Raw genomic sequence first — 21,511 nt, forward strand, 5'->3', positions numbered from 1 at the left:
CAGGGAGTTTGCACATGGCCGACGAACAGAAGTACCTGGAATACCTCCGACGTGCCACGACCGAGCTGCAGGACCTGCGCGCCCAGGTGCGCAAGGACCGGGAGAGGGCCGAAGAACCGCTGGCGATCGTCGGTATGGCCTGCCGTTTCCCCGGCGGGGTGACCTCGCCCGAGGAGCTCTGGACCCTGCTGAGCGAGGGGACGGACGCCGTCACCGACTTCCCCACCGACCGGGGCTGGGACATCGCCGGGATCTACGACCCCGAGCCGGGCGTCGAGGGCAAGACGTATTCGCGCAGCGGCGGCTTCCTCACCGATCCGGCGGGCTTCGACGCCGACTTCTTCGGGGTCAGCCCCCGCGAGGCCCTGTGGATGGACCCGCAGCACCGCCTGCTGCTGGAGTGCGCGACCGAGGCGTTCGAGCGGGCCGGGATCGACCTGGACACCCTGCGCGGCAGCCGTACCGGTGTGTTCACCGGGATCATGCCCAACGGCAGCGCCAGGCAGATCGGCGCGCTGGCCGCCGGGCGGCTGGCGTACGTGTTCGGGCTTGAGGGCCCGGCGCTGACCGTGGACACCTCGTGCTCGTCCTCCCTGGTGGCGCTGCACCTGGCCGCCCAGGCCCTGGCCGACGGCGACTGCACGATGGCACTGGCCACGGGCGTGTCCGTCATGACGACTCCCGACCCGTTCGTCGACTTCTCCCAGCAGCGGGGCGTGGCGCCCGACGGGCGGTGCAAGTCGTTCGACGCCTCGGCCGACGGCTTCGGCTTCGGCGAGGGCGTCGGCGTGCTGCTGGTCGAACGGCTGTCGGAGGCCCGCAGGCGGGGGCACCCGGTGCTCGCGCTCGTACGCGCCTCCGCGCTCAACCAGGACGGCCGCTCCAACGGCCCGAGCGCGCCCAACGGCCCCGCCCAGCAGCGCGTGATCCGCCAGGCGCTGAGCCGGGCCCGCCTGACCCCGCAGGACGTCGACGTCGTGGAGGCGCACGGCTCCGGCACACCGCTCGGCGACCCCATCGAGGCGCAGGCGATCATCGCCACCTACGGGCAGGACCGCGAGCGCCCGATCTACATCGGCTCGCTGAAGTCCAACATCGGGCACACCCAGGCCGCGTCCGGCATCGCCGGTGTGATCAAGATGGTGCTCGCCGTACGGCACGGCGTCATTCCCGCGACGCTGCACGTCAGGACGCCGTCGCCGCACATCGACTGGAGTGCGGGAGCCGTCGAGCTGGTGACCGACCCGATCCCGTGGCCCGACACCGGCAGGCCGCGCCGGGCGGCGGTCTCGGCGTTCGGCTTCACCGGCACCAACGCCCACGTGCTCGTCGAACAGGCCCCCGAACCCCCGGACCCCGAGCAGTACGGCAGGCCGCCCGCTCCCCTGCTGCTCTCGGCCAGGACCGAGGAGGCGCTCAGGGGACAGGCCGGACGCCTGCTGTCCTGGCTGGGCGAACGGCCGGACGCCGATCCTTCGCACGTGGCCGTCGCCCTGGCCACGCGGCGCACGCCCATGCGTTTTCGCGCCGCCGTACCCGGGCCCGGGCGTGGCGATCTGCTGGGCGGCCTGCGGGCGCTGGCTTCGGGTGAGCCCGGGGCCGAGGTGTTCCAGGCGCGGGCACGGGCCGGTGGTCGTCTCGCCGTGATGTTCGCGGGGCAGGGCTCGCAGCACCCGCGTATGGGATACGAGCTGTATGCGAGGTACCCGGTGTTCGCCCAGGCGTTCGACGCCGTGACCGCCGCCGTCGACCCGTACCTGGAGCGGCCGCTGAAGAGCATCGTGTTCGCCAGGCCCGACACCGCGCAGGCCGGACTGCTCGATCGGCTCGACTACGCGCAGGTCGCGATGTTCGCGCTGGAGACGGCGCTGTACCGGCTGGTGCAGAGCTGGGGCGTGCGCCCGGACGCCGTCGTCGGGCACTCCATCGGCGAGCTGGCCGCCGCGCACGCGGCCGGGGTGTGGACGCTGCCGGACGCCGCCAAGGTGGTGAGCGCGCGCGGGCGGCTGCTGGCCGGGCTGCCCGAGGGCGGGGCCATGCTGGCGGTGGCCGCGCCCGAGGCCTGGCTGCGCGCTCTGCTGGAGCCGCTCGGGCCTGGCGTGGGCGTCGGCGCGGTCAACAGCCCGGCCGCGGCCGTGGTCTCGGGCCGTGCGGAGCTGGTGGCCGAGGTCGCCGCCGCGTGCCGCGCCCAAGGCGTGCGTACCAAGCTGCTGCCCATCCCGATCGCCTCGCACTCGGCGCTGGTGGAGCCGATGATGGAGGCGTTCGGGCAGGTGGTGGCCTCGGTCCCCGCGCACGCGCCCACCCTGCCGGTGGTCTCGACTCTCACCGGCGACGTCCTGACCGCCGAGCGCGCCTGCTCGCCGCAGTACTGGATGGACCACGTACGGGGGACCGTGCGTTTCGCCGACGGCGTGCGGACACTGCGCGACCTGGGCATGACGAGGCTGCTGGAGCTCGGCCCCGACACCGTGCTGGCCACGGCCGCGCAGGACACCCTGGCCGAACCGCCGGGCGATGAGCTGACGGTCGCCGTGCTGCGGCGCAAGCGGCCCGAGGCCGAGGCGCTCCTTGAGGCCATGGCCCGGCTGCACACCGACGGGGTGGGCGTGGACTGGCCCGCCGTGTTCGAGGGGGACCCGGCTCCGTGGGTCGACCTGCCCACCTACGCCTTCCGGCGCGAGCACTACTGGAGCGATCCCGCGGCGGCCGTGCTCCATGCGGGCGGCCTGGGGCTCGGCACGCTCGATCACCCGTTCCTGCGGGCGACGGCCGATCTGCCCGGCTCCGAAGGGCTGCTGCTGACCGGCAGGCTGTCCATGGAGAGCAGGCCGTGGCTGGCCGAGCACGCGATCTGGGACACCCCGCTGCTGCCCGCCACCGGCCTGGTCGAGCTGGCCGCGCGCGCCGGGGCCGCCGCGGGCCGTCCCACCGTACGCGAGCTGGTCCTGCACGCTCCGCTGCCGCTGCCCGAACGCGCCGCCGTCCAGCTCCGGGTGACGGTCGCCGGGCCGGACGAGGCCGGGCTGCGTGCGATCACCGTGCACGCCAGGCGTGAGGACGCGCTCGACGACGACCCGTGGACGCTGCACGCGTCGGGACGACTGGCCGCCGACCCGCCGCCCACCGCCGCCGGGCTCGACGCCGCCTGGCCGCCGCCCGGTGCGGTCTCGGTGCCGGTCGAGGGGGCGTACGAGCAGTTCGCCGCGCACGGCTACGACTACGGCCCCTCCTTCCAGGGGCTGCGCGCGGTGTGGCGGCGTGGTGAGGAGGTGTTCGCCGAGGTCGCACTGCCCGACGCCCGGCATGCCGAGGTGGACGCCTTCGCCCTGCACCCCGCACTCGCCGACGCCGCCGTACAGGCCTACGCGGTCGCCGCGCCCGGCTCGGACGACGACACCGGACAGGGCTGGATGCCCTACGCCTGGGAGGGCGTGCACCTGCACACTTCAGGCGCGACAGCCCTGCGCGTACGGCTGGCGCCTGCGGCGGGCGGCGGCATCGCGCTGACCGCCGTCTCGCCCGCGGGCACACCGGTCGTCTCGGTCGAGGCACTGCGGCTGCGCTCGGTCTCGGCCGAACAGCTGTCGGCGCCCAACCCGGCCGACGGCGCCCTGCTCGCCCACACCTGGCTGCCCGCCGACGAGCCGCCACCCCTGGAGCCGTCCTCACGGCTCGCGGGCGGCTGGGCCGTGCTCGGCCAGGACGACGTACGGCTGAGCGGCGCGCTGCGACCGGCGTGGGGGGAGGGGCGCTGGTACCCGGATCTGGACACGCTGACCGCTTCCGGCGACCTCATGCCCGCGCTGGCCGTGCTCGCCTCGCCGCCCGCCTCTGCCGTCCGTGACCTGGTCCAGGCGTGGGCGGCCGACGAGCGGAACAACGCCAGACTGGTCGTCGTCACGGGCGAGCCCGCGGTCTGGGACGTCGTCCAGGCCGCTCAGGAGCGTCATCCCGGCCGGTTCGTCCTGGTGGACGTGGACGACACCGACGCGTCGGCCCGCACGCTGCCCGCGATCGCCGCGATGGACGAGCCGCGCGTACGCATCCGCGAAGGCGGCTGGCTGGTCCCACGGCTGACCCGGCTGCCGGTGCCCGAGCACACGCCGCCCCCGCTCGACCCGCAGGGCGTCGTGCTCGTCCTGGCCGATTCGGCGGCGCTCGGCGGTGAGCTGGCCAGACGCCTCGTCGCCGAGCACGGCCTGCGCTGCCTCGTCCTGGCCGGCCCGTTCGGCGTCGACTGCGAGGGGGCGACCGATCTGGAGAAGGAGCTGCGCGAACTGGGCGCCCAGGTCTCGCTCGTCACGTGCGACCCGGCCGACGGCGGCAGTGTGCGGGCGGCACTGTCGGGCGTCCAGCCGGTCGCGGTCATCTGCGCCGCTCCGGAGGCCGCAGGGGAGCTGCACACGCTGGACGCCGGGCCGGAGGCTGCCCGCGAACCGCACAGACTGGACACCGGGCCGGAGGCCGCCCGCGAACCGCACAGACTGGACACCGGGCCGGAGCCGGGCCTGGTGGTGACGCTCAGCGCGACGCCGACGCCGTCCCTCGACGCGCTCGCACGGCACCGTCACTCGCTCGGCCTGCCCGCACTGGCCCTGAGCGGCATCGGCGCACTCGGCGGACTCGACGGACTTGGCGGACATGGCGGGCTCGGTGACGGTGAGATCGGCCCGGCCGACCTGCTCGGGCATCTCGCGGCGGCGCTGGCCTGTGGCGAACCGGCGGTCGTGCTCACGCGGCTCGACCTACGGGCGCTGCGACGCGCGTACGGGCGGGCCGAGCAGGTGCCGCCGCTGCTGCGCGACCTGGTCAGGCTGCCGAGAACCCGCAGCTTCGCCACCGCCGAGCAGGCGGCGGCCTTCCGGGCCAGGCTGGCCGACCTGCCCGCCGAGGACAGGGAGCGCGAGACGCTGGCCGTGGTACGCGAGCACGTGGCCGCGGTGTTGCGGCGTCCGGGCGCGGCGTCGGTCGCCGAGGACCGCGGCTTCCTCGACCTCGGGCTCGACTCGATGATGGCCGTCGAACTGCGCAACCGCCTGGAGGCCGTCACCGGGCTCCGGCTGCCCGCGACCATGGCCTTCGACTACCCCACGCCGCTGGCCCTGGCCGGGCATCTGGTGCGTACCGCCCTGCCCGACGGACCCGGCGGACCCGACGACACCGAGCTCAGACGCCTCCTGGCCGCCGTCCCCCTCGACCGGCTGCGGGCCTCCGGCGTACTGGACACGCTGCTGCGCCTGTCGGCCGAAGGCCAGGCCGCGCCCCCGCCCGCCGCCGAGGCGGGTGCGAACGCGGAGTCGGCGATCCGCGCCATGACCGCGGACGACCTGGTGCGGATGGCACTGGGACAGGGATGACGGCGCCCGCCGCTCCCCCCACCACCGTGTATGCGAAAAAGCGAGAAGAAGGTGCATCAGTGACCACCGCCGCCATCCTCGACGCCGTGCTCTCCGGCGAGAGCGACCCGCGCCAGTTCGAGGCGCTCGCCGTACCCGCCTCCTATCTCGCCCTCACGGTGCACGCCGACGAGAGCGAGATGTTCGCGGGCCTGGCCACGCACGACAAGGATCCACGCCGGTCCCTGCATCTCGACGAGGTCGCCACACCGCAGATCGGCCATGGGGAGGCGCTCATCGCGGTCATGGCCAGCTCGGTCAACTACAACACCGTGTGGTCGGCGATCTTCGAGCCCTTGCCGACGTTCGCCTTCCTGCGCAGGTACGGCAGGCTCGGCGGGGCCGCACGCGCCCACGACCTGCCGTACCACGTGCTCGGGTCCGACCTGTCCGGCGTGGTGCTGCGGGTCGGCCCCGGCGTCACCCGGTGGAAGCCGGGCGACCGCGTCGTGGCGCACTGCCTGTCGGTGCGCCTGGAGGACCCCGAAGGCCATGCCGACTCCATGCTCGACCCCGAGCAGCGGATCTGGGGGTTCGAGACCAACTTCGGCGGCCTGGCCCAGCTCGCCCTGGTCAACGCCAACCAGCTCATGCCGATGCCCGCCCATCTCACCTGGGAGGAGGCCGCCTGCTGCGGCCTGGTGAACTCCACCGCCTACCGGCAGCTCGTCTCCCCCACCGGGGCGAACATGAAGCAGGGCGACAACGTCCTCATCTGGGGCGCATGCGGCGGCCTGGGATCCTTCGCCACGCAGTACGTGCTCAACGGCGGCGGTGTGCCGATCTGCGTCGTCTCCTCATCGGAGAAGGCCGACCTGGCCAGGAGCAGCGGCGCGCTGGTGATCGACCGGGCCGCCGAAGGCTTCTCGTTCTGGCTGGACGAGCACACCCCGAACCCGAAGGAATGGCGCAGGTTCGGGCAGGCCATCCGCGACCTGACCGGCGGCGAGGACCCCGACATCGTCTTCGAGCACCCCGGCAGGGAGACGTTCGGCGCGAGCGTGTACGTCGCCAAGCGCGGCGGCACCGTGGTGACCTGCGCCTCCACCACCGGCTACGAGCACACCTTCGACAACCGCTACCTCTGGATGCAGCTCAAACGCATCGTCGGCACCCACTTCGCCAACTACCACGAGGCCTGGCAGGCCAACCGCCTGGTGGCCAAGGGCCGCATCCACCCGACGCTGTCACGCACGTACGACCTGCGGCGGGCGCCCGAGGCGGTGCACGACGTGCACAGCAACGCCCACCGGGGCAAGGTCGGCGTGCTCGGCCTCGCGCCCGAGGAGGGGCTCGGCGTGCGCGATCCCGAACTGCGGGCGCGCGTCCTGCCCGCGCTCACGCGCTACCGCGAAGCGGGCGTGGCCGAGAAGACGGGTTTTTTGGCAGAAACAAAGTAGAGAAGCGCAGTATCGGTGTCGATATATTTTCAATGTCAACATCGCGAACCGGCAATCCGCCTCGGCCAAGGACGCGTATCGACTGATCAGTTATGACCAAGGAGTCTGATAGTGGCATCTCGCGTCATTAGTGACAGGCATCAGGCAGAAGAGCTTGGCACCCTCCTTCGCGTTCTGCGCATGCGAGCACGCATGACACAGGAGGAATTGGCAGACCGGTCGGGACTGAGTATTCGCACGATTTCTGATTTGGAACGCGGGCGCACCACCATGCCGCAACGCCGCTCCCTTGCCATGCTCGCCGAGGCGCTCCATGTGGAGGAGAACGCGTTCGAGGCCTTCAGGCGGTCGACGCGTTTCGACTACACGGCGGAGTGTCCCGGTTGTGCGACCCGGTGGACCCTCGACAGGTTGATCAGGGAGCCCAGGAAGCGGCACACCATCAAGTGGGCACGTTCTGCATGAACGTTCGTGAGTCGGGCACGCACGGCGACACCCTCGATCGAACCGTCTGGCGGACCGCGGGCGCCGTGCTGCTCGGCTCCGTCATGGCCCTGCTGGACGCGACGATCGTGAACGTCGCCCTGCAGCCGCTGTCGCTGCAGTTCGGCACCTCGTTCGCCGCCATCCAGTGGGTGGCGACCGGCTACATGCTCGCCATGGCCATGGCCGTGCCGCTGACCGGCTGGGCGGCGGACAGGTTCGGGGGCAAGCGGCTCTACCTGCTGGCCGTCGTCCTGTTCGTCGTCGGCTCGGGCCTGGCGGCCCTGGCCTGGGACGTCGTCTCGCTGATCGCCTTCCGGGTACTGCAGGGCTTCGCCGCCGGTCTTCTCGGGCCCGCCGGTACGACGATCATGGTGAAGGTGGCCGGGCCGCGACGCATCGGCCGGGTGATGGCCATCCTGGGCGTGCCCACGCTGCTCGGGCCGATCGCCGGCCCGGTCCTGGGCGGCTGGCTGATGGATCTGGCCGGGTGGCGCTGGATCTTCCTGATCAACCTGCCGATCGGCGTGGTCGCCGCCTTCGTGGCCTGGCGGGTGCTTCCGGACGAACGGCCCCGGCCGGCCGAGCGCTTCGACTTCGTCGGCATGCTGCTGCTCTCGCCCGGACTGGCCCTGCTGATCTTCGGTGCGTCGCTGACCGGCGAGGCGTCTCCCGGCCTCGGCCGGCTGCTCATGGCCACCGGAGCGCTGGGGGTCGCCGGGTTCGTCCTGCGGGCGCTGCGGATCCGCAATCCGCTCATCGATCTCGGGCTGTTCCGCAACAGGCGCTTCACCGTCTCGGTCGTCGCGCTGGCGCTGTTCTTCGTCGGGTTCCTCGGCAGCGGGGTGCTGTATCCCGCGTACTTCCTGCTGGCACGCGGGGAGTCGCTGCTCGTCACCGGGCTGCTGCTGACGCCCAGCGGGGTCGCGGCGCTGATCGCCATCCCCGTCGGCGGCAGGCTGGCCGACCGGGTGGGCGAAGGCCTGGTCGTCCTGCCAGGCCTCGGGTTGATCCTGGCCGGGACGGCGGTCTTCGCCCAGGTCACCGCGGCGACGCCGTACCCACTGCTGGTCGCGGCCCAGTTCGTGATGGGGCTGGGGATGGGGGCCACGCTGATCCCGCTCATGTCATCGGCCATGCGGACGCTGGAGCCGTCGCAGGTCGCCCGTGCCTCGACCACACTCAGCATCCTGCAGCAGGCCTTCGGCGCGATCGGCTCAGCGGCCATGTCGATCATCCTGGCCACCCGCCTCGCCACCGCCTTCGGCGTCCCCACCTCCGAAGGCCACCTCACCGCCACCGCGGCCATCGCCGCCCCCCACACCCACGAGGCCGCCGCGTCGCTGGCCGCCGGCGCCTTCGCCTGGACGTTCACCTGTGCGCTTGTGGTGATCGCCCTTTGCGTGCTCCCGGGACTACTGCTGCCGCGCTCGCGTCCACGCGTCGAGGGGGGAGACGCGTGAGGGAGGGAAGGGGGCATTGGGCGCGACCGCCACCCGGCTAGGACGGACCTATGAGGTGAGCGGGGGTGTCCAGCCAGATCTCATCGCCGTTCGGCGTGCTTGTGTACCCGTAACGCCATTCCTGGGGGCTGCCGAGCATGATCCAGCGCAGGAACGCCTGTTCGGCCTCGGCGTAAAGATCGCGGTCACCGCAGTGCTTCACCGTCCAGTCGGCCAGTTCCTCGTCCCACGTGACGTAGGCGTACGCGGACGCCGAACGCAACCACAGCTTCGTGCCCGACTGTCAGTGACCTGAGACCCAGAACTCCTCGACGGTCTGATCACGAACGGCCGGGGAATGGCGATCTCTACGAGATCATGGAGACGAGCCGGCCTGTAGGCCGGGTTCTGTGGTCGGCCTTGCGGCTGACCGGCGACCATCCATCTAGGGCCGTCGTTGCCGGCGGCCTCAAGCGGTCTACCCGCGCGGCATCGGACGGGCCGTCCTCAAGCGTCGCGCGCGGAGCGCCTCGGAAGGTGCTCCTTCTTGACCTTGCTCCGGGTGGGGTTTACCTAGCCGCCCACGTCACCGTGGGCGCTGGTGGTCTCTTACACCACCCTTTCACCCTTACCGCCCGATCCGGAGATCGGACGGCGGTCTGCTCTCTGTGGCACTGTCCCGCGGGTCACCCCGGGTCGGCGTTACCGACCACCCTGCCCTGTGGAGCCCGGACCTTCCTCGGTGACCCCTCGCGGGGCCAACGCGGCCGCCCGGCCGGCTCGTCTGCAAGCGAGATTACCAGTACCCAAGCGGTTCCCAACCGGTCGACAAGATCGACACGATGCAATGAGGCTCGTCATCGCCTGAGGGGGGCGACGGCGTGGCGGGCCCGGCCTGGAACCGGGCCGGGCCCGCAGCACAAGACGGACGCAAGACGGAAAAACGCACACACGACGGGGGAAGACCGAGACCGTGAGCACCGGACCGACGACCAAAGCACCGCCGAGCAGACCGGGCACGCGTTCGGGCAGCAGAGCCTTCCCCAAGGTTCTGCTGACGATCGCCGATGGCGAGGAGTTGCTCACCAGGCCGATGGCCCCGAGCGACGCGCCTGCCGTACAGGCGTTGCACGAGCGGTGTGGAGCCGACACGTTGCGGATGAGGTACCTGGGGCCGTACCCGAGGATCACCGACCGGATCCTGCGCCACTTCACCGACCCGGCCAAGGGGCTCACGCTGGTCACGACCACGGGCGGCAGGGCGGTCGCGATGACGAACGTCATGCACACCGACGAGCCTGGCGTCGCCGAGGTGGCCTTCCTCGTGCAGGACGACCGCCAGGGCAGGGGGCTCGGCACGGCGCTGCTCGCCCACGTGATGGACCTGGTACGGGGCGGCGCGCTCGGCGGCGGGACGAACGAGCTCAGCGCGACGGTGTACGCCACCAACCGCCGCATGCTCGGCCTTCTGCTCAGGGCGGGCGCCGCACCGCCGCCCGCCCAAGGCTCGGTCGTCGAGGTACGGCTGCCGCTTCAGCGCAGATGCGCGGTGTCGTTGAACGACTTGACCACGGCGTTGCCGTCGACGTAGTGCTCGATCAGCGACAGGCACGCCAGGTCGAGATGCATGCGGTACAACGCGGCCTGCGGAGCCAGCAGCGCCAGCCTGAGCAGCGTCTTGATCGGCGTGACATGCGAGACGACGAGCACCGTGCGGCCCTCGTAGTGCTCGATCAGCCGATCCCGGCCGGCCAGCACGCGCTCGGCGGTCGCGGCGAAGCTCTCGCCGCCGGGCGGTGCGACGTCGGGATCGGCGAGCCAGGCGTCGAGTTCGCCCGGCCAGCGGCGCTGGATCTCGGTGAACGTGTGGCCCTCCCACGCCCCGAAGTCGGTCTCTTTGAGATCGGCGTCGACGACCACCTCGATCCCGGTGCGCGCGGCGACCGCCTCGGCCGTCCGCACGGCCCTGCGCAGGGGGGAGCTGACGATCACGTCGATCTGGTACGGCGCGGCCGACAGCCGGTCGGCGGCGGCCTCGGCCTGGGCCCTGCCGTTCGGGGTGAGGTCGGGGTCGCCCACGCCGGAGAACCTGCGCTCGATGGAGAACGGCGTCTCGCCGTGCCGCAGCAGGAGCAGCGAGGTGGCCGTCCGGGTGGCGGGCCGCCAACCCGTGCCGCCCGCAGGGTCGGCCGTGCGCTGCGCCTTGGCCGTGGAGGCGGAGGGCGCGGCCAGGGACGTGTCACGCAGGGCGCCGGACGGGGCGGGCAGGTCGAGGAGGTCGGTCTGCTCAGGCGGGCCGGTCTGCTCGGACGAACCGGACGCACCAGGCGAACCGAACGGATCGAGCGAACCAGACAAACCAGGCGTGGCAGCGCCCGCCGACACGCCTGACCCGGACAGCTCCGAGCGCCAGGTCGTGCCCTTGGCCGCCGCGTCCATGGCCTCGTTGGCCAGGCGGTCGGCGTGTTTGTTGCGTTCGCGCGGGATCCAGGTCCAGGCGGTGACGCGGAGCCTTCTGGCCAGGCCCGCCGCCTGCAGGGCCAGGGGGCGCAGGCCTTCGTGCTTGACCTTCCAGCGACCGGCCATCTGCTCGACGACCAGCTTGGAGTCCATCCTGACCTCGACGCTCGCGCCCTCGCCCGCCAGGTCGAGCACGGCGGCGAGCCCGGCGATGAGGCCCTTGTACTCGGCGACGTTGTTGGTCGCCACGCCGATCGCCTCGGCCCGCTCGGCGAGGACCTGCCCGTCGTGGGCGTCCATGACGACCGAGCCGTACCCGGCGGGGCCGGGGTTGCCCCTCGACCCGCCGTCGGCCTCGATGATGTAGGTGGTCAAGCTCCGGCCTAGAGCCCGGACTCGGACGTGCGGACCAGGATGCGACGGCACTCCTCGCAGCGCAGGACCTCGTCGTGCGGCGCGGCCTTGATGCGGTTCATCTCGGCGATGGAGAGGGAGACCTTGCAGCCCTGGCAGCGGCCGGCGTGCAGCAGCGCCGCGCCGACGACGTACTGGTCCTTGAGCTTGTCGTAGAGGCCGAGCAGGTCGCCCGGGATGTCGGCGCTGACCCCCTCGCGCCTGGCCCTGGCCGTCTCGGCCTCCTTGTCGATCTCGGTGAAGGCCGCGTCGCGCCGGTCCTCGGCGGCCGAGCGGACCGAGCCGATCTCGTCGCGCTGGGCCTTGAGCCGATCGACGTCGGCGTCGGCCGCCTCGCGCCGCTCCATGATCTCCAGCACGACCTCTTCCAGGTCGCCCTGGCGGCGGTGCAGGGAGCCGATCTCCGACTGCAGGCTGGACAGGTCCTTGGGCGAGGTGACGGCGCCGGAGTCGAGGCGCTTCTGGTCGCGTTCGGCGCGGGTGCGCACGGTGTCGACGTCGGCCTCGGCCTTGGTCTGCTCGCGTGCCAGGTCGCCGGCCTCGGTCTCGGCGGCGATCACCTGGGTGGCCAGCTTGGCGTAGCTCTTGGTCTGCTCGTCGATCTCGGCCAGTTCGGGCAGCGTGCGACGGCGGTGCGCGAGCCGGTCGAGAAGGGTGTCGAGCTCGGCGAGGTCGAGCAGTCGCTTCTGGGTTTCAGGGGCGGCTTTCATGATCAGTATCCTCTTGTCCAAGCATCGGTGACCGTGGCGGAGACGCGCGTCTCAACGTTAACGCCACCGGCGGCCAGGATGGACGCCGCGCTGTCCAGCCATGGCCACTCGGTGGCCCAGTGCGCGGCGTCGAGCAGGGCGGGGCCTCCGGCTTCGACGAACTCACTGGCCGGGTGGTGCCTGAGGTCGGCGGTGAGGAAGGCGTCCACGCCGGCGGCCCGGGCGGCACCCAGCAGCGAGTCGCCCGACCCGCCGCTGACCGCGATCCTGCTGACGACGCGGTCCGGGTCGCCCGCGACGCGTACGCCCTGGGCGGTCGCGGGCAGCCCCGCCGACGCCTTGGCCGCGAAGTCGCCGAGCGCCATGGGCTCGGGCAGCATGCCGATGCGGCCGAGACCGCGCCACGGGTCGTCGGGGAAGGGCTGCAGGGGCACCAGGTCGCCGACGAGCCCGACGGCACGGGCCAGCGCGTCGGAGACGCCCGGATTGGCGACGTCGGCATTGGTGTGCGCGGTGTAGAGCGCGACGCCCGCCCGGATCAGCGAGTGCACCAGCCGCCCCTTGTACGTGGTCGCCGCCACGCTCGTGGTGCCGCGCAGGTAGAGCGGGTGGTGCACGACGATCAGGTCGGCCCCGAAGTCGAGCGCCTCCCGCACGACCACCGGCACGGGGTCGACCGCGAACAGCACCTTGCGCACCGGCTCGGCCGGATCACCGCAGACCAGCCCCACCGCGTCCCACGACTCCGCGCGCTCGGGCGGGTATGCGGTCTCCAACACGTCGATCACGCCTGCCAGCGTCACTCCAGCCACGTGCGCAGACTACCGGCCCGCCACCCTCGAACACTCCGATCAAGGGCTGTCACTCGCGCTATCGGCTTGCCCGTGTCGACACGCCCACACCCCCGCACACTCCGATCAAGGGCTGTCACTCGCGCTATCGGCTTGCCCGTGTCGACACGCCCACACCCCCGCACACTCCGATCAAGGGCTGTCCCCGTGGCGGCGCCCGGCGTAACGTAAGTGGATCCTGACAAGCGGAGGCCGCGTATGACGCCGAGGGTGGCGATCGTCGGCGCCGGGTTCGGCGGGCTGTGCATGGCCATCCAGCTGGAACGGGCCGGCTACGGCGACTACACCGTGTACGAGCGGGCGGGCGACCTCGGCGGGACGTGGCGCGACAACACCTATCCGGGTGCGGGCTGCGACATCCCCTCGCACCTGTACTCCTACTCGTTCGAGCCCTACACCAGCTGGACCCGCCGCTATCCCGAACAGCCGGAGATCCTCGCCTACCTGCACCATTGCGCCGACAAATACGACGTCAGGCGAAAAATCCGGTTCGACAGCGCCGTCACCGCCGCCACCTTCGACGGCTCCCGCTGGCAGGTCACCACCGAGCACGGCACCGAACCCTACGATGTCGTCGTCACCGGCGTCGGCCAGCTCAACCGCCCCGCCCTCCCCGAGATCGAAGGCCGCGACACCTTCGCCGGCACCGCCTTCCACTCGGCCCGATGGCGGCACGACCACGACCTCACCGGCCGCCGCGTCGCCGTCATCGGCAGCGGCTCCTCCGCCGCCCAGCTCCTCCCCCGCGCCGCCGCGAAGGCCGACCGGCTGACGCTCTTCCAGCGCACGCCCAACTGGGTCATCCCCAAGCCGGACGCCGCCTTCGGCCCCGCCGCGAGGCTGGCCATGAAGCACGTGCCCGGCCTGCGGCGCGGCTACCGCGAATGGCTCTACAGGTACGCCGAGGCCACGCTCCTCCCGGCGCTGCGACGCGGCTGGTCGTCGGGGCCGCTGCGCCTGCGGGCGCTGGCCCACCTGCGCGCCCAGATCGACGACCCGGTGCTGCGAGCCAAGCTCACGCCCTCCTACCCGCCGGGCTGCAAACGCTTGATCGTCGACAGTGCGTTCTATCCGACCCTGACCAGGCCGAACGTCGAGCTCGTCACCGACCCCATCGCCAGGATCACCCCCGAAGGCGTCCGCACCACGACCGGCGACACGCACGAGGCCGACACGATCGTGTACGCGACCGGCTTCCACTCCACCGCCTTCCTGACGCCGATCGAGATCACCGGAAGGAACGGCCACACGCTGGCCGAGCGCTGGAAGGACGGCGCCGAGGCCTACCTCGGTCTCGCCGTGCCCTCCTTCCCCAGCCTGTTCCTGCTGTACGGGCCCAACACGAACCTGGGGCACAACTCCATCGTCTTCATGCTGGAGTGCCAGGTCCGCTACATCCTGGGCTGCCTGCCGTACATCGCGAGCAGAGGACCGATGGAGGTGCGCCAGGCGGCGATGGCGGCCTGGCGGGAGCGGCTGGAGGCGGAGCTGGCGGGCACGGTCTGGCAGGAGGGGTGCGCGAGCTGGTACAAGACGGCGGCCGGGCGCGTGACGAACAACTGGCCTGGTCCGAGCACGCTGTACCGGCGGCTCACCGGAAAGCCCCGGCTTTCTTCCTTCGCCTTCCCATCGGTAACGTCTCGGGGATAGCCCGACGTTCGAAGGGGAATTCGTGCTGCACCAACGCGCGGTCGTCGCCGACACTCACAATGACCTGCTCATGGCCGTCTCGGCCAGGCCGCCCGCGTTGTGGGCGAGTTTCTTCAGGGAGCAGTGGCTGCCCCAGCTCCTGGTCGGCGGTGTCGACCTCCAGGTGCTGCCGGTCTTCATCGACGACCAGTACCGGCCGGAGGGATCGCTGCGCCAGACGCTGCGCATGATCGAGTGCGCCCACGTCATCGCCGAGGGCAATGCGGACGCGGTGCGGCTGTGCCTGGACGGCGAGCAGATCGAGGCCGCACTGGCCGACGAGAAGATCGCCCTGGTCCTGGCTCTGGAGAGCATGCCTGGCCTCGACGCCAGCGTGGAGCTGATCCACACCCTGCACCGGCTCGGCGTGCGCGTGGCCTCGATCGCGCACTGGGGCCGTACCCCGCTGGCCGACGGCAGCGGCGAGGACGCCACCGGCAGCGGGCTGACCAGCTCGGGCGTGCTCGCACTGATGGAGTTCGAGCGGCTCGGCATCGTGTTCGACGTCTCGCACCTGGGCGCGTCCGGTGTCGCACACGTCCTTGAGCTGGCCACCAGGCCGGTCATGGCCACCCACTCGTCGGCCAGGGCGCTGCGCGACCACCACCGCAACCTCACCGACGAGCAGCTGCGCGGCGTGGCCGCGACCGGCGGCGTGGTCTGCGTGAACTTCGTGGCCGCCTTCCTGGCCAAGGACGCGCGCTCGGCGACCGTCGACACGCTGGTCGACCACATCGAGCACATCGCGAGCGTCGCGGGCATCGACCATGTCGGGCTCGGCCCCGACTTCATCAAGGAGGTCATGGCCGACCTCACCCCGCCGTGCTGCGAGGGCTTCAGCTTCAGCGGCATCGACACCGAGGCGGCGATCGAGGGGCTGGACGGGCCTTCGGGGCTGCCGCTGGTCACCGAGGGGCTGATCAGGCGCGGCTTCGAGGAGAAGGACATCCTGAAGATCCTCGGCGGCAATGTGCAGCGCCTGTTCGCCGCCGAGCTCGGCAGGCCCTCGTGAGCCTGGACGCGATGCTCGCCGACCTGGAGGAGCTCGTCTCGTGCGAGTCATACTCCAGCGACCACGCCGCCGTGGCCCGCAGCGCCAAGCTGGTCGCCGCCCTGGGCGAGAGGATGCTCGGCGCCGGGCCCGAGGAGATCGTCATCGAGGGCGCCACCCACCTGCGCTGGACGTTCGGCACGCCGAGGGTGCTGCTGGTCGGCCATCACGACACCGTGTGGCCGATGGGCACGCTGGCCACCAAGCCGTGGTCGCTGGTCGACGGCGTGGCCAGAGGGCCGGGCGTGTTCGACATGAAGGCGGGGCTGGTGATGATGTTCCACGCCCTGGCCTCGGTGCCTTCGCTCGACGGGGTCTGCGTGCTGGTCACCGGCGACGAGGAGGTCGGCTCGGTCACCTCGCGCGGGCTGATCGAGGAGACGGCACGCGGGTGCGCCGCCGCCTTCGTCCTGGAGGCGAGCGCCGACGACGGCGCACTCAAGATCGCCCGCAAGGGCACCTCGATGTACGACGTCACCGTGTACGGCAGGGCCTCGCACGCCGGTCTGGAGCCGTGGAAGGGCCTCAACGCCGGGATCGAGCTGGCCCACCAGATCCTCGCCATCTCCGGCATCGCCGCACGCACGGGCGAGGAGGGCGAGCACGGCACCACCGTCACGCCGACCGCGCTGTCGGGCGGCACCACGCTCAACACGGTGCCGGGCCAGGCCAGGGTCAGCGTCGACGTGCGCGCGGCCACGGTCGCGGCGCAGGAACGCGTGGACGAGCTGATCCGGGCGCTGCGGCCGGTGCAGGAGGGCGTCAGGCTGGAGGTGAACGGCGGGCTGAACCGGCCGCCGCTGGAGCTGTCGTCGTCGGCCGAGCTGTTCGAGCTGGCCCAGCGCATCACCGCCGAGCTCGGCCTGCCGCCGCTGACCGGCACCGCGGTCGGCGGCGCCTCCGACGGCAACTTCACCGCCGGAGCGGGGGTCCCGACGCTCGACGGCCTCGGCGCGGTGGGCGGCGGCGCGCACGCCGACCACGAGCACGTGATCGTCGCCGAGCTGCCGGGCCGCACCGCACTGCTGGGCGGCCTGGTCACCGCCGTACTGGAGCGCACCCGGTGACCACCGGGCAGGCCGACGCCGAGGCCGAGCAGGCGGCGCTGCGCAGTGGCGTGCGGATCCGCGAGCTGAGCACGTTGCGGGAGTTCGAGGAGGTCGTCGCCCTGTTCGACGACATCTGGCATCCGGACCCGGCCAACATGCCGATCACGGTCGAACTCATGCGCGCGCTCACCCACGCGGGCTCCTACGTGTCGGGCGCCTACCGCGAGGACGAGATCGTCGGCGCCTCGGTCGGGTTCCTGGCCAAGGACCGTGGCCTGCACTCCCATGTGACGGGCGCATCGGCCGGTCGTGGCATCGGCTATGCGATCAAGCTGCATCAGCGGGCGTGGGCGCTGGCCAGAGGGCTGGACAGGGTGACGTGGACGTTCGATCCGCTGGTGCGGCGCAACGCCTACTTCAATCTCGCCAAGCTGGGGGCCAGGCCGGAGGAGTACCTCGAAGGCTTCTACGGGTCGATGGCCGATGCGATCAACGAGGGCGACGAGTCCGACAGGCTGCTCGCGGTCTGGCGGCTCGACGCGCCCGCCGTCGGGCCGCCGCCGTACGAGGGTGCGGCCGAGGTGCTGGGCGAGGACGGCGACCGGCCGGTGCGCCCGGCGCTCGGGCCGCCGGGGCGGGGCGAGGTCGTCCTGGTGGCGACGCCCTCGGACGTCGAGGCGTTGCGTCAGCGCGATCCCAAGGCGGCGGCCGAGTGGCGGCTGGCCATGCGTGAGGTGCTCGGGTCGCTGCTGGCCGAAGGGGCGAGGGTGAGCGGCTTCACCAGGGAGGGGCGCTACGTGGTGGAGCGGGGGTGAGCCCCGCGTCGCGTGCCAGTACGGCCGCCTGCACCCGGTTTCCGGCGCCGAGCTTGGCCAGCACCCTGCTGACGTGCACCTTCACCGTGGCCACGCTCATGTAGAGCCGCTCGGCGATGTCGCCGTTCGACAGGCCGTCGGCGACCAGGACGAGCACCTCGCGCTCCCTGCACGTGAGCGTGGCCAGCCGTTCCCTGTCGCCGGGCGCCACCCTGGGCGCCTGCTGGTGCAGCTGCTCGACCACCCTGCGCAGGATGGCGGGCGACAGCACGGCCTGGCCGCTCGCGACGGCTCTGACACCCTCGATGATGTCGGCGGGCGCGGTGTCCTTGACCAGGAAGCCGATCGCCCCCGCGTACATGGCCTCGTCGACATAGTCGTCCAGGGCGAACGTGGTCAGGATGATCACCTGAGGCGCGTCAGGCATGGCGGCGATCTCGGTGGTGGCGGCCAGGCCGTCCTTGTGCGGCATGCGGATGTCCATGAGCACGATGTCGGGGGCGAGCGCCCTGGCCCGCTCCACGCCCTCGCCGCCGGTCGCGGCCTCTCCCACCACGTGGATGTCGCCCGACGACTCCAGGATGGTCCGGAGGCCGTGCCTGACGATGGCCTCGTCGTCGACGATGAGCACGCGGATCATCGCGCCGTCCCCGTGGCGAGCGGGAAGCGCGCGAAGACGCGGAAGCCGCCGCCCGGCAGGCCGCCCGTGTGGCAGCGCCCGCCGAGCAGGCGCACGCGTTCCCTGATGCCGATGAGCCCGTGGCCGCCGCCGGGCACGGGCGCGGGCGCGCGGTCGGGGCCGCCGTTGATGACGCCGATGTCGAGGCTGTCGCACCGGTAGGCGAGCGTCACCCTGGTGTCGGCGCCGGGCGCGTGCCTGACGACGTTGGCGAGCGCCTCCTCGACCACGCGGTAGACGCCCGAGCTCACCGCCTGCGGCAGCTCGCGCACCGGGCCCGAGGTGGTCAGCGTGATCCTGACGCCGAGCGCGCCCGCCTGCCTGACCAGCGCCTCCAGGTCGTCGACGGTGGCGGCGGGATGGCGTGGGCCCGGTTCGTCCTCGTGGGTGAGCACGCCGACGGCGGCACGCAGTTCGTCCAGCGCCTTGATGCCCATGGTCCGAATCTTCCCGATCTCCCTCGCCGCAATCTCCGGCTGCGCCAACCCTGTGACCTGCAACGATCCGGCGATGAGCACGATATGGCCGACCTGGTGCGCCACCACGTCGTGCATCTCCCTGGCGATGCGCCTGCGCTCCTCGGCGCGCACGCGCTCCACCAGCAGCGAGCGCTCCCGTACGGCCCATGCCGAGCGTGCGGCGAGCTGGCCCATGAGGTTGCGGCTGATCGCGGCCGTGCGCCCGGCGAACAGCGGCATGCCGAAGAAGGCCAGCACGTCGAGCACGTCGCCCACGTGCAGCACCGGGACCAGGCACACGACGACGGCCGCCGCCGCGACCGCCCACCGCCTGGGCCGCGACACGCAGTGCACGCCGACGCTGTAGGCGGCGATCATCAGCGCCAGCGGCGAGAACCCGAGGTGGCCGAGCACGAGGTACCCGGCCGCGACCAGCCCGAGCACGAGCACCGGCGCCCTCCTGCGTGCCACCAGCACCAGCCCCGAGAACACGGCGGCGAGCACCGCCGGGGTGTCGGGCGTCACACTCGCCGCGTCCGGCCACAGGATCTGCCCGCTGGCCCCGAACACGGTGTCGAGCAGCCCGAGCAGGGCCACCACCCCCGCCAGCACGATGTCTCCGCCCGGCGGCGGCCAGCCCTTCGCCTCGCTCACGCCGCCTCCTCCGGCCGCCGCCCGCTCTCCTCCGGCGGGCGCAGGCTCCAGGCGAGCGCGCGATCCATCAGGTCGGCCGCCGCACTGACCTCCCGCCAGCACGCCCTGAGCCTGCCCGCCACCCCACCCCCTCGGTACGGCGGGCGCAGCACGGCCAGCAGGGCGCGCAGGAACGCCGAGACGCGGCAGCACGGGCTGACGGGCACGGCGCCCTCGGTCAGCACGCGCATGAGGTCGATACGCCCGGTGAAGCGGCAGGCGTCGTCGACGACCGGCGCGCCGGGTTCGTCCTGGACGCGCAGCCACAGCGCGCCGTACCCCGAGCAGGCCCACACCCGCCGCCACAGCGGCAGCGCGTCGCCCTGCTCGGTCCAGTCGACGATGAGCGCGGAGGTGACGCCGCCCGCCTCGCACACGGGCGCCTGGATCGCGTCGATGTCCATGGCCGCGAGCGCGCCGAGCAGTGCGCTCTCGCCGCCGCTCATCCGCGAGGTTTTCTGTGCTGAGTGAACAAGATGTGAGCCCCCGATCGTCGCCAATGCCGCAGGGCGGCCGTGCCGACGCCGATTCCCCCGACTCGGCGTACGGCAGGCCGCCCGGCCGGGTCGCGGTAACGGGGAGAGGTGCTCTTCCATCCGTCCTGACCTGCGACCGGCCGGTCGCCGGTAGAGCATCGGCCCCCAGCGACAAAACTCAGTCAACCAGCGCACAAAACCTTTCCCGCTCCACCGGTCGGCCATCTTCTTATGCAGCGAAAGGAGTAGAAACTCCCCGCATTTCCATATCGATTGACAAAGCGATATTTCGGGTAATCAGCGGGTCTATGGCTTTCGCGGGAATCAACTGGCCGGCGACCTGGTCCATCGGCCCGCCCGTCAGGTCGTCCCAGCCGCTGTGGCGGGTGGCGGCGCTCGACGCCCTCATCGCCGCGCTCGCCGTCGCCGCGGCCTGGGACAGCTCCACCGTCAAGGCGTACTGCGTGCTGGCCGGGCTGGCACTGCTGCTGCGCAGGCGGCTGCCCGTCGTGGTCGCCGTCGTCGTCGCGGTGTGCGACGTGCTCGACGACGGCGGGGTGGCCAGTTTCGTCGCGCTCTACAGTGTGGTGGCCTTCCGCCGGAGCGGTCCGGTGTTGTGGGCCACCGTGTGCGGCGTGGTGCTCGCGGTGCTCTCGCACCTGGCGCCGTGGGCGGGCGGCGGGGCCGCCTGGGTGCCCACACTGGCCGTCTTCAGCGTCCCGGTGCTGGCCGCCCTGGTCGCGCGGGCCAGGCAGGGGCTCATCGACGGCTACCGTGCCAGCGCCGAGGGCGGCGCCAGGCTGCGGGCGGCGCAGGTCGCCCAGGCCAGGGCCGAGGAGCGACGCCACCTCGCCGCCGAGATGCACGACGGGCTCGGCCACGACCTGCTGCTCATCGTCCTGCAGGCGGGCGCGCTCAGCGTCGCCGACGAGGCGTCCCCGCGCACCAGGGCACGCGCCGAGTCGATCAGGAGCATCGGCAGGCACGCCCTCGAACAGCAGCGCGAACTGGTCGGCGTCATGCGCGGCGACGCCGCCGCCAGGCATCGGCCGAGCCTGGACGGCCTGCCGAGACTGCTGGCCACCTCACGCTCGGCCGGGATCGACGTCCGCCTGGTCGAGGAGGGCGAGCGGCTGCCGCTGCCCGAGTCGCTGGAGAGCCTGGCCTACCGCATCGTGCAGGAGTCGCTCACCAATGCGGGCAAGCACGCCACGGGCGCGGCGGTGACGGTCACCGTACGGCACGTGTGCGACGGCCTGGAGATCGTCGTGCGCAACGACAGGCCGCCCGCCGACGACCGGCACCCGCTGCCGAGCGGCGGCACCGGCCTGGCCGGGCTGGCCGCCAGGGTCAGGCGGTGCGACGGCCACATCGCCTGGCGGGTCACACCGGAGGGCGGTTTCGAGGTCGAGGCCGTGCTTCCGGCCCCCGTCGTGACCTGA

The 21,511-nt window shown here is 72.2% G+C and carries 17 protein-coding genes and 1 other RNA gene; 10 read left to right on the forward strand and 8 right to left on the reverse strand.

Annotated elements, in window-relative coordinates; translation table 11 throughout:
- The first annotated feature begins 14 nt into the window (after positions 1–14).
- The 4 genes from ACTWNK_RS32245 to ACTWNK_RS32260 all read left to right on the forward strand — a co-directional run bounded on the left by ACTWNK_RS32245 (position 15) and on the right by ACTWNK_RS32260 (position 8,745).
- Positions 15–5,360, forward strand: coding sequence for a beta-ketoacyl synthase N-terminal-like domain-containing protein (locus tag ACTWNK_RS32245; protein ID WP_474308684.1), 5,346 nt, complete (start codon positions 15–17; stop codon positions 5,358–5,360).
- Between the two features lie 59 nt (positions 5,361–5,419).
- Positions 5,420–6,799, forward strand: coding sequence for a crotonyl-CoA carboxylase/reductase (gene ccrA, locus ACTWNK_RS32250; protein WP_474308685.1), 1,380 nt, complete (start codon positions 5,420–5,422; stop codon positions 6,797–6,799).
- A 111-nt stretch (positions 6,800–6,910) separates the two neighbouring features.
- Positions 6,911–7,264: a helix-turn-helix domain-containing protein gene (locus ACTWNK_RS32255; RefSeq protein ID WP_474308686.1), complete on the forward strand. Its 354-nt coding sequence runs from the start codon at positions 6,911–6,913 to the stop codon at positions 7,262–7,264.
- Positions 7,261–8,745: a DHA2 family efflux MFS transporter permease subunit gene (locus ACTWNK_RS32260; protein ID WP_474308687.1), complete on the forward strand. Its 1,485-nt coding sequence runs from the start codon at positions 7,261–7,263 to the stop codon at positions 8,743–8,745. The genes ACTWNK_RS32255 and ACTWNK_RS32260 overlap by 4 nt, the downstream gene beginning before the upstream one ends.
- Positions 8,746–8,782: 37 nt before the next feature.
- Here ACTWNK_RS32260 and ACTWNK_RS32265 read toward each other — a convergent pair whose 3' ends face one another.
- Both ACTWNK_RS32265 and rnpB read right to left on the reverse strand, forming a co-directional pair.
- On the reverse strand, positions 8,783–9,007 hold the full coding sequence (locus ACTWNK_RS32265; RefSeq protein WP_474308688.1) for a hypothetical protein: 225 nt from the start codon (positions 9,005–9,007) through the stop codon (positions 8,783–8,785).
- Between the two features lie 98 nt (positions 9,008–9,105).
- Positions 9,106–9,507, reverse strand: an RNA gene (gene rnpB, locus ACTWNK_RS32270) — RNase P RNA component class A.
- A gap of 190 nt (positions 9,508–9,697) precedes the next feature.
- Between rnpB and ACTWNK_RS32275 the strand changes: the two genes are divergently transcribed.
- A complete protein-coding gene (locus ACTWNK_RS32275) occupies positions 9,698–10,315 on the forward strand; it encodes a GNAT family N-acetyltransferase (RefSeq protein ID WP_474308689.1) in 618 nt (205 codons plus the stop codon).
- Here ACTWNK_RS32275 and ACTWNK_RS32280 read toward each other — a convergent pair.
- Genes ACTWNK_RS32280 through ACTWNK_RS32290 form a run of 3 tightly spaced genes read right to left on the reverse strand, consistent with a single transcriptional unit; the run spans position 10,258 to position 13,111 of the window.
- Positions 10,258–11,559, reverse strand: coding sequence for a bifunctional RNase H/acid phosphatase (locus tag ACTWNK_RS32280; protein ID WP_474308690.1), 1,302 nt, complete (start codon positions 11,557–11,559; stop codon positions 10,258–10,260). The two genes, ACTWNK_RS32275 and ACTWNK_RS32280, sit on opposite strands and share 58 nt — an antisense overlap.
- An 8-nt stretch (positions 11,560–11,567) precedes the next feature.
- On the reverse strand, positions 11,568–12,308 hold the full coding sequence (locus ACTWNK_RS32285; protein WP_474308691.1) for a zinc ribbon domain-containing protein: 741 nt from the start codon (positions 12,306–12,308) through the stop codon (positions 11,568–11,570).
- Between the two features lie 2 nt (positions 12,309–12,310).
- Positions 12,311–13,111 carry a Nif3-like dinuclear metal center hexameric protein gene (locus tag ACTWNK_RS32290; protein ID WP_474311039.1) on the reverse strand — a complete coding sequence of 267 codons (801 nt, stop codon included), beginning with the start codon at positions 13,109–13,111 and terminating at the stop codon, positions 12,311–12,313.
- 246 nt (positions 13,112–13,357) lie between these two features.
- Here ACTWNK_RS32290 and ACTWNK_RS32295 point away from each other — a divergent pair, with 246 nt between their 5' ends.
- Genes ACTWNK_RS32295 through ACTWNK_RS32310 form a run of 4 tightly spaced genes read left to right on the forward strand, consistent with a single transcriptional unit; the run spans position 13,358 to position 17,763 of the window.
- Positions 13,358–14,809, forward strand: coding sequence for a flavin-containing monooxygenase (locus ACTWNK_RS32295; protein WP_474308692.1), 1,452 nt, complete (start codon positions 13,358–13,360; stop codon positions 14,807–14,809).
- Between the two features lie 22 nt (positions 14,810–14,831).
- A complete protein-coding gene (locus tag ACTWNK_RS32300; RefSeq protein WP_474308693.1) occupies positions 14,832–15,860 on the forward strand; it encodes a dipeptidase in 1,029 nt (342 codons plus the stop codon).
- Positions 15,857–16,966, forward strand: a complete 1,110-nt coding sequence (locus tag ACTWNK_RS32305; RefSeq protein ID WP_474308694.1) for a M20 family metallopeptidase — start codon at positions 15,857–15,859, stop codon at positions 16,964–16,966. The genes ACTWNK_RS32300 and ACTWNK_RS32305 overlap by 4 nt, the downstream gene beginning before the upstream one ends.
- The gene (locus tag ACTWNK_RS32310) at positions 16,963–17,763 is read left to right on the forward strand and encodes a GNAT family N-acetyltransferase (RefSeq protein ID WP_474308695.1); all 801 of its coding nucleotides are present in this window, start codon (positions 16,963–16,965) and stop codon (positions 17,761–17,763) included. The genes ACTWNK_RS32305 and ACTWNK_RS32310 overlap by 4 nt, the downstream gene beginning before the upstream one ends.
- Here the strand turns inward: ACTWNK_RS32310 and ACTWNK_RS32315 are convergent.
- Genes ACTWNK_RS32315 through ACTWNK_RS32325 form a run of 3 tightly spaced genes read right to left on the reverse strand, consistent with a single transcriptional unit; the run spans position 17,726 to position 20,039 of the window.
- Complete coding sequence (locus ACTWNK_RS32315) at positions 17,726–18,403, reverse strand: response regulator (protein WP_474308696.1); 678 nt, start codon at positions 18,401–18,403, stop codon at positions 17,726–17,728. The genes ACTWNK_RS32310 and ACTWNK_RS32315 overlap by 38 nt on opposite strands.
- Entirely contained in the window at positions 18,400–19,554 is a 1,155-nt protein-coding gene (locus tag ACTWNK_RS32320) for a sensor histidine kinase (protein WP_474308697.1), read from the reverse strand. The genes ACTWNK_RS32315 and ACTWNK_RS32320 overlap by 4 nt, the downstream gene beginning before the upstream one ends.
- Entirely contained in the window at positions 19,551–20,039 is a 489-nt protein-coding gene (locus ACTWNK_RS32325; RefSeq protein WP_474308698.1) for a hypothetical protein, read from the reverse strand. The genes ACTWNK_RS32320 and ACTWNK_RS32325 overlap by 4 nt, the downstream gene beginning before the upstream one ends.
- Before the next feature lie 338 nt (positions 20,040–20,377).
- Here ACTWNK_RS32325 and ACTWNK_RS32330 point away from each other — a divergent pair, with 338 nt between their 5' ends.
- Positions 20,378–21,511: a sensor histidine kinase gene (locus ACTWNK_RS32330; RefSeq protein WP_474308699.1), complete on the forward strand. Its 1,134-nt coding sequence runs from the start codon at positions 20,378–20,380 to the stop codon at positions 21,509–21,511.

The sequence above is a fragment of the Nonomuraea sp. IBHARD001 genome (genome assembly GCF_056106265.1).

Excerpts from the sequence above, each read along its gene's own strand:
- ACTWNK_RS32245 (WP_474308684.1), top strand. The coding sequence starts at position 15 with ATGGCCGACGAACAGAAGTACCTGGAATACCTCCGACGTGCCACGACC.
- ACTWNK_RS32260 (WP_474308687.1), top strand. The coding sequence starts at position 7,261 with ATGAACGTTCGTGAGTCGGGCACGCACGGCGACACCCTCGATCGAACC.
- ACTWNK_RS32285 (WP_474308691.1), bottom strand. The coding sequence starts at position 12,308 with ATGAAAGCCGCCCCTGAAACCCAGAAGCGACTGCTCGACCTCGCCGAG.
- ACTWNK_RS32295 (WP_474308692.1), top strand. The coding sequence starts at position 13,358 with ATGACGCCGAGGGTGGCGATCGTCGGCGCCGGGTTCGGCGGGCTGTGC.
- ACTWNK_RS32315 (WP_474308696.1), bottom strand. The coding sequence starts at position 18,403 with ATGATCCGCGTGCTCATCGTCGACGACGAGGCCATCGTCAGGCACGGC.
- ACTWNK_RS32325 (WP_474308698.1), bottom strand. The coding sequence starts at position 20,039 with ATGAGCGGCGGCGAGAGCGCACTGCTCGGCGCGCTCGCGGCCATGGAC.
- ACTWNK_RS32330 (WP_474308699.1), top strand. The coding sequence starts at position 20,378 with ATGGCTTTCGCGGGAATCAACTGGCCGGCGACCTGGTCCATCGGCCCG.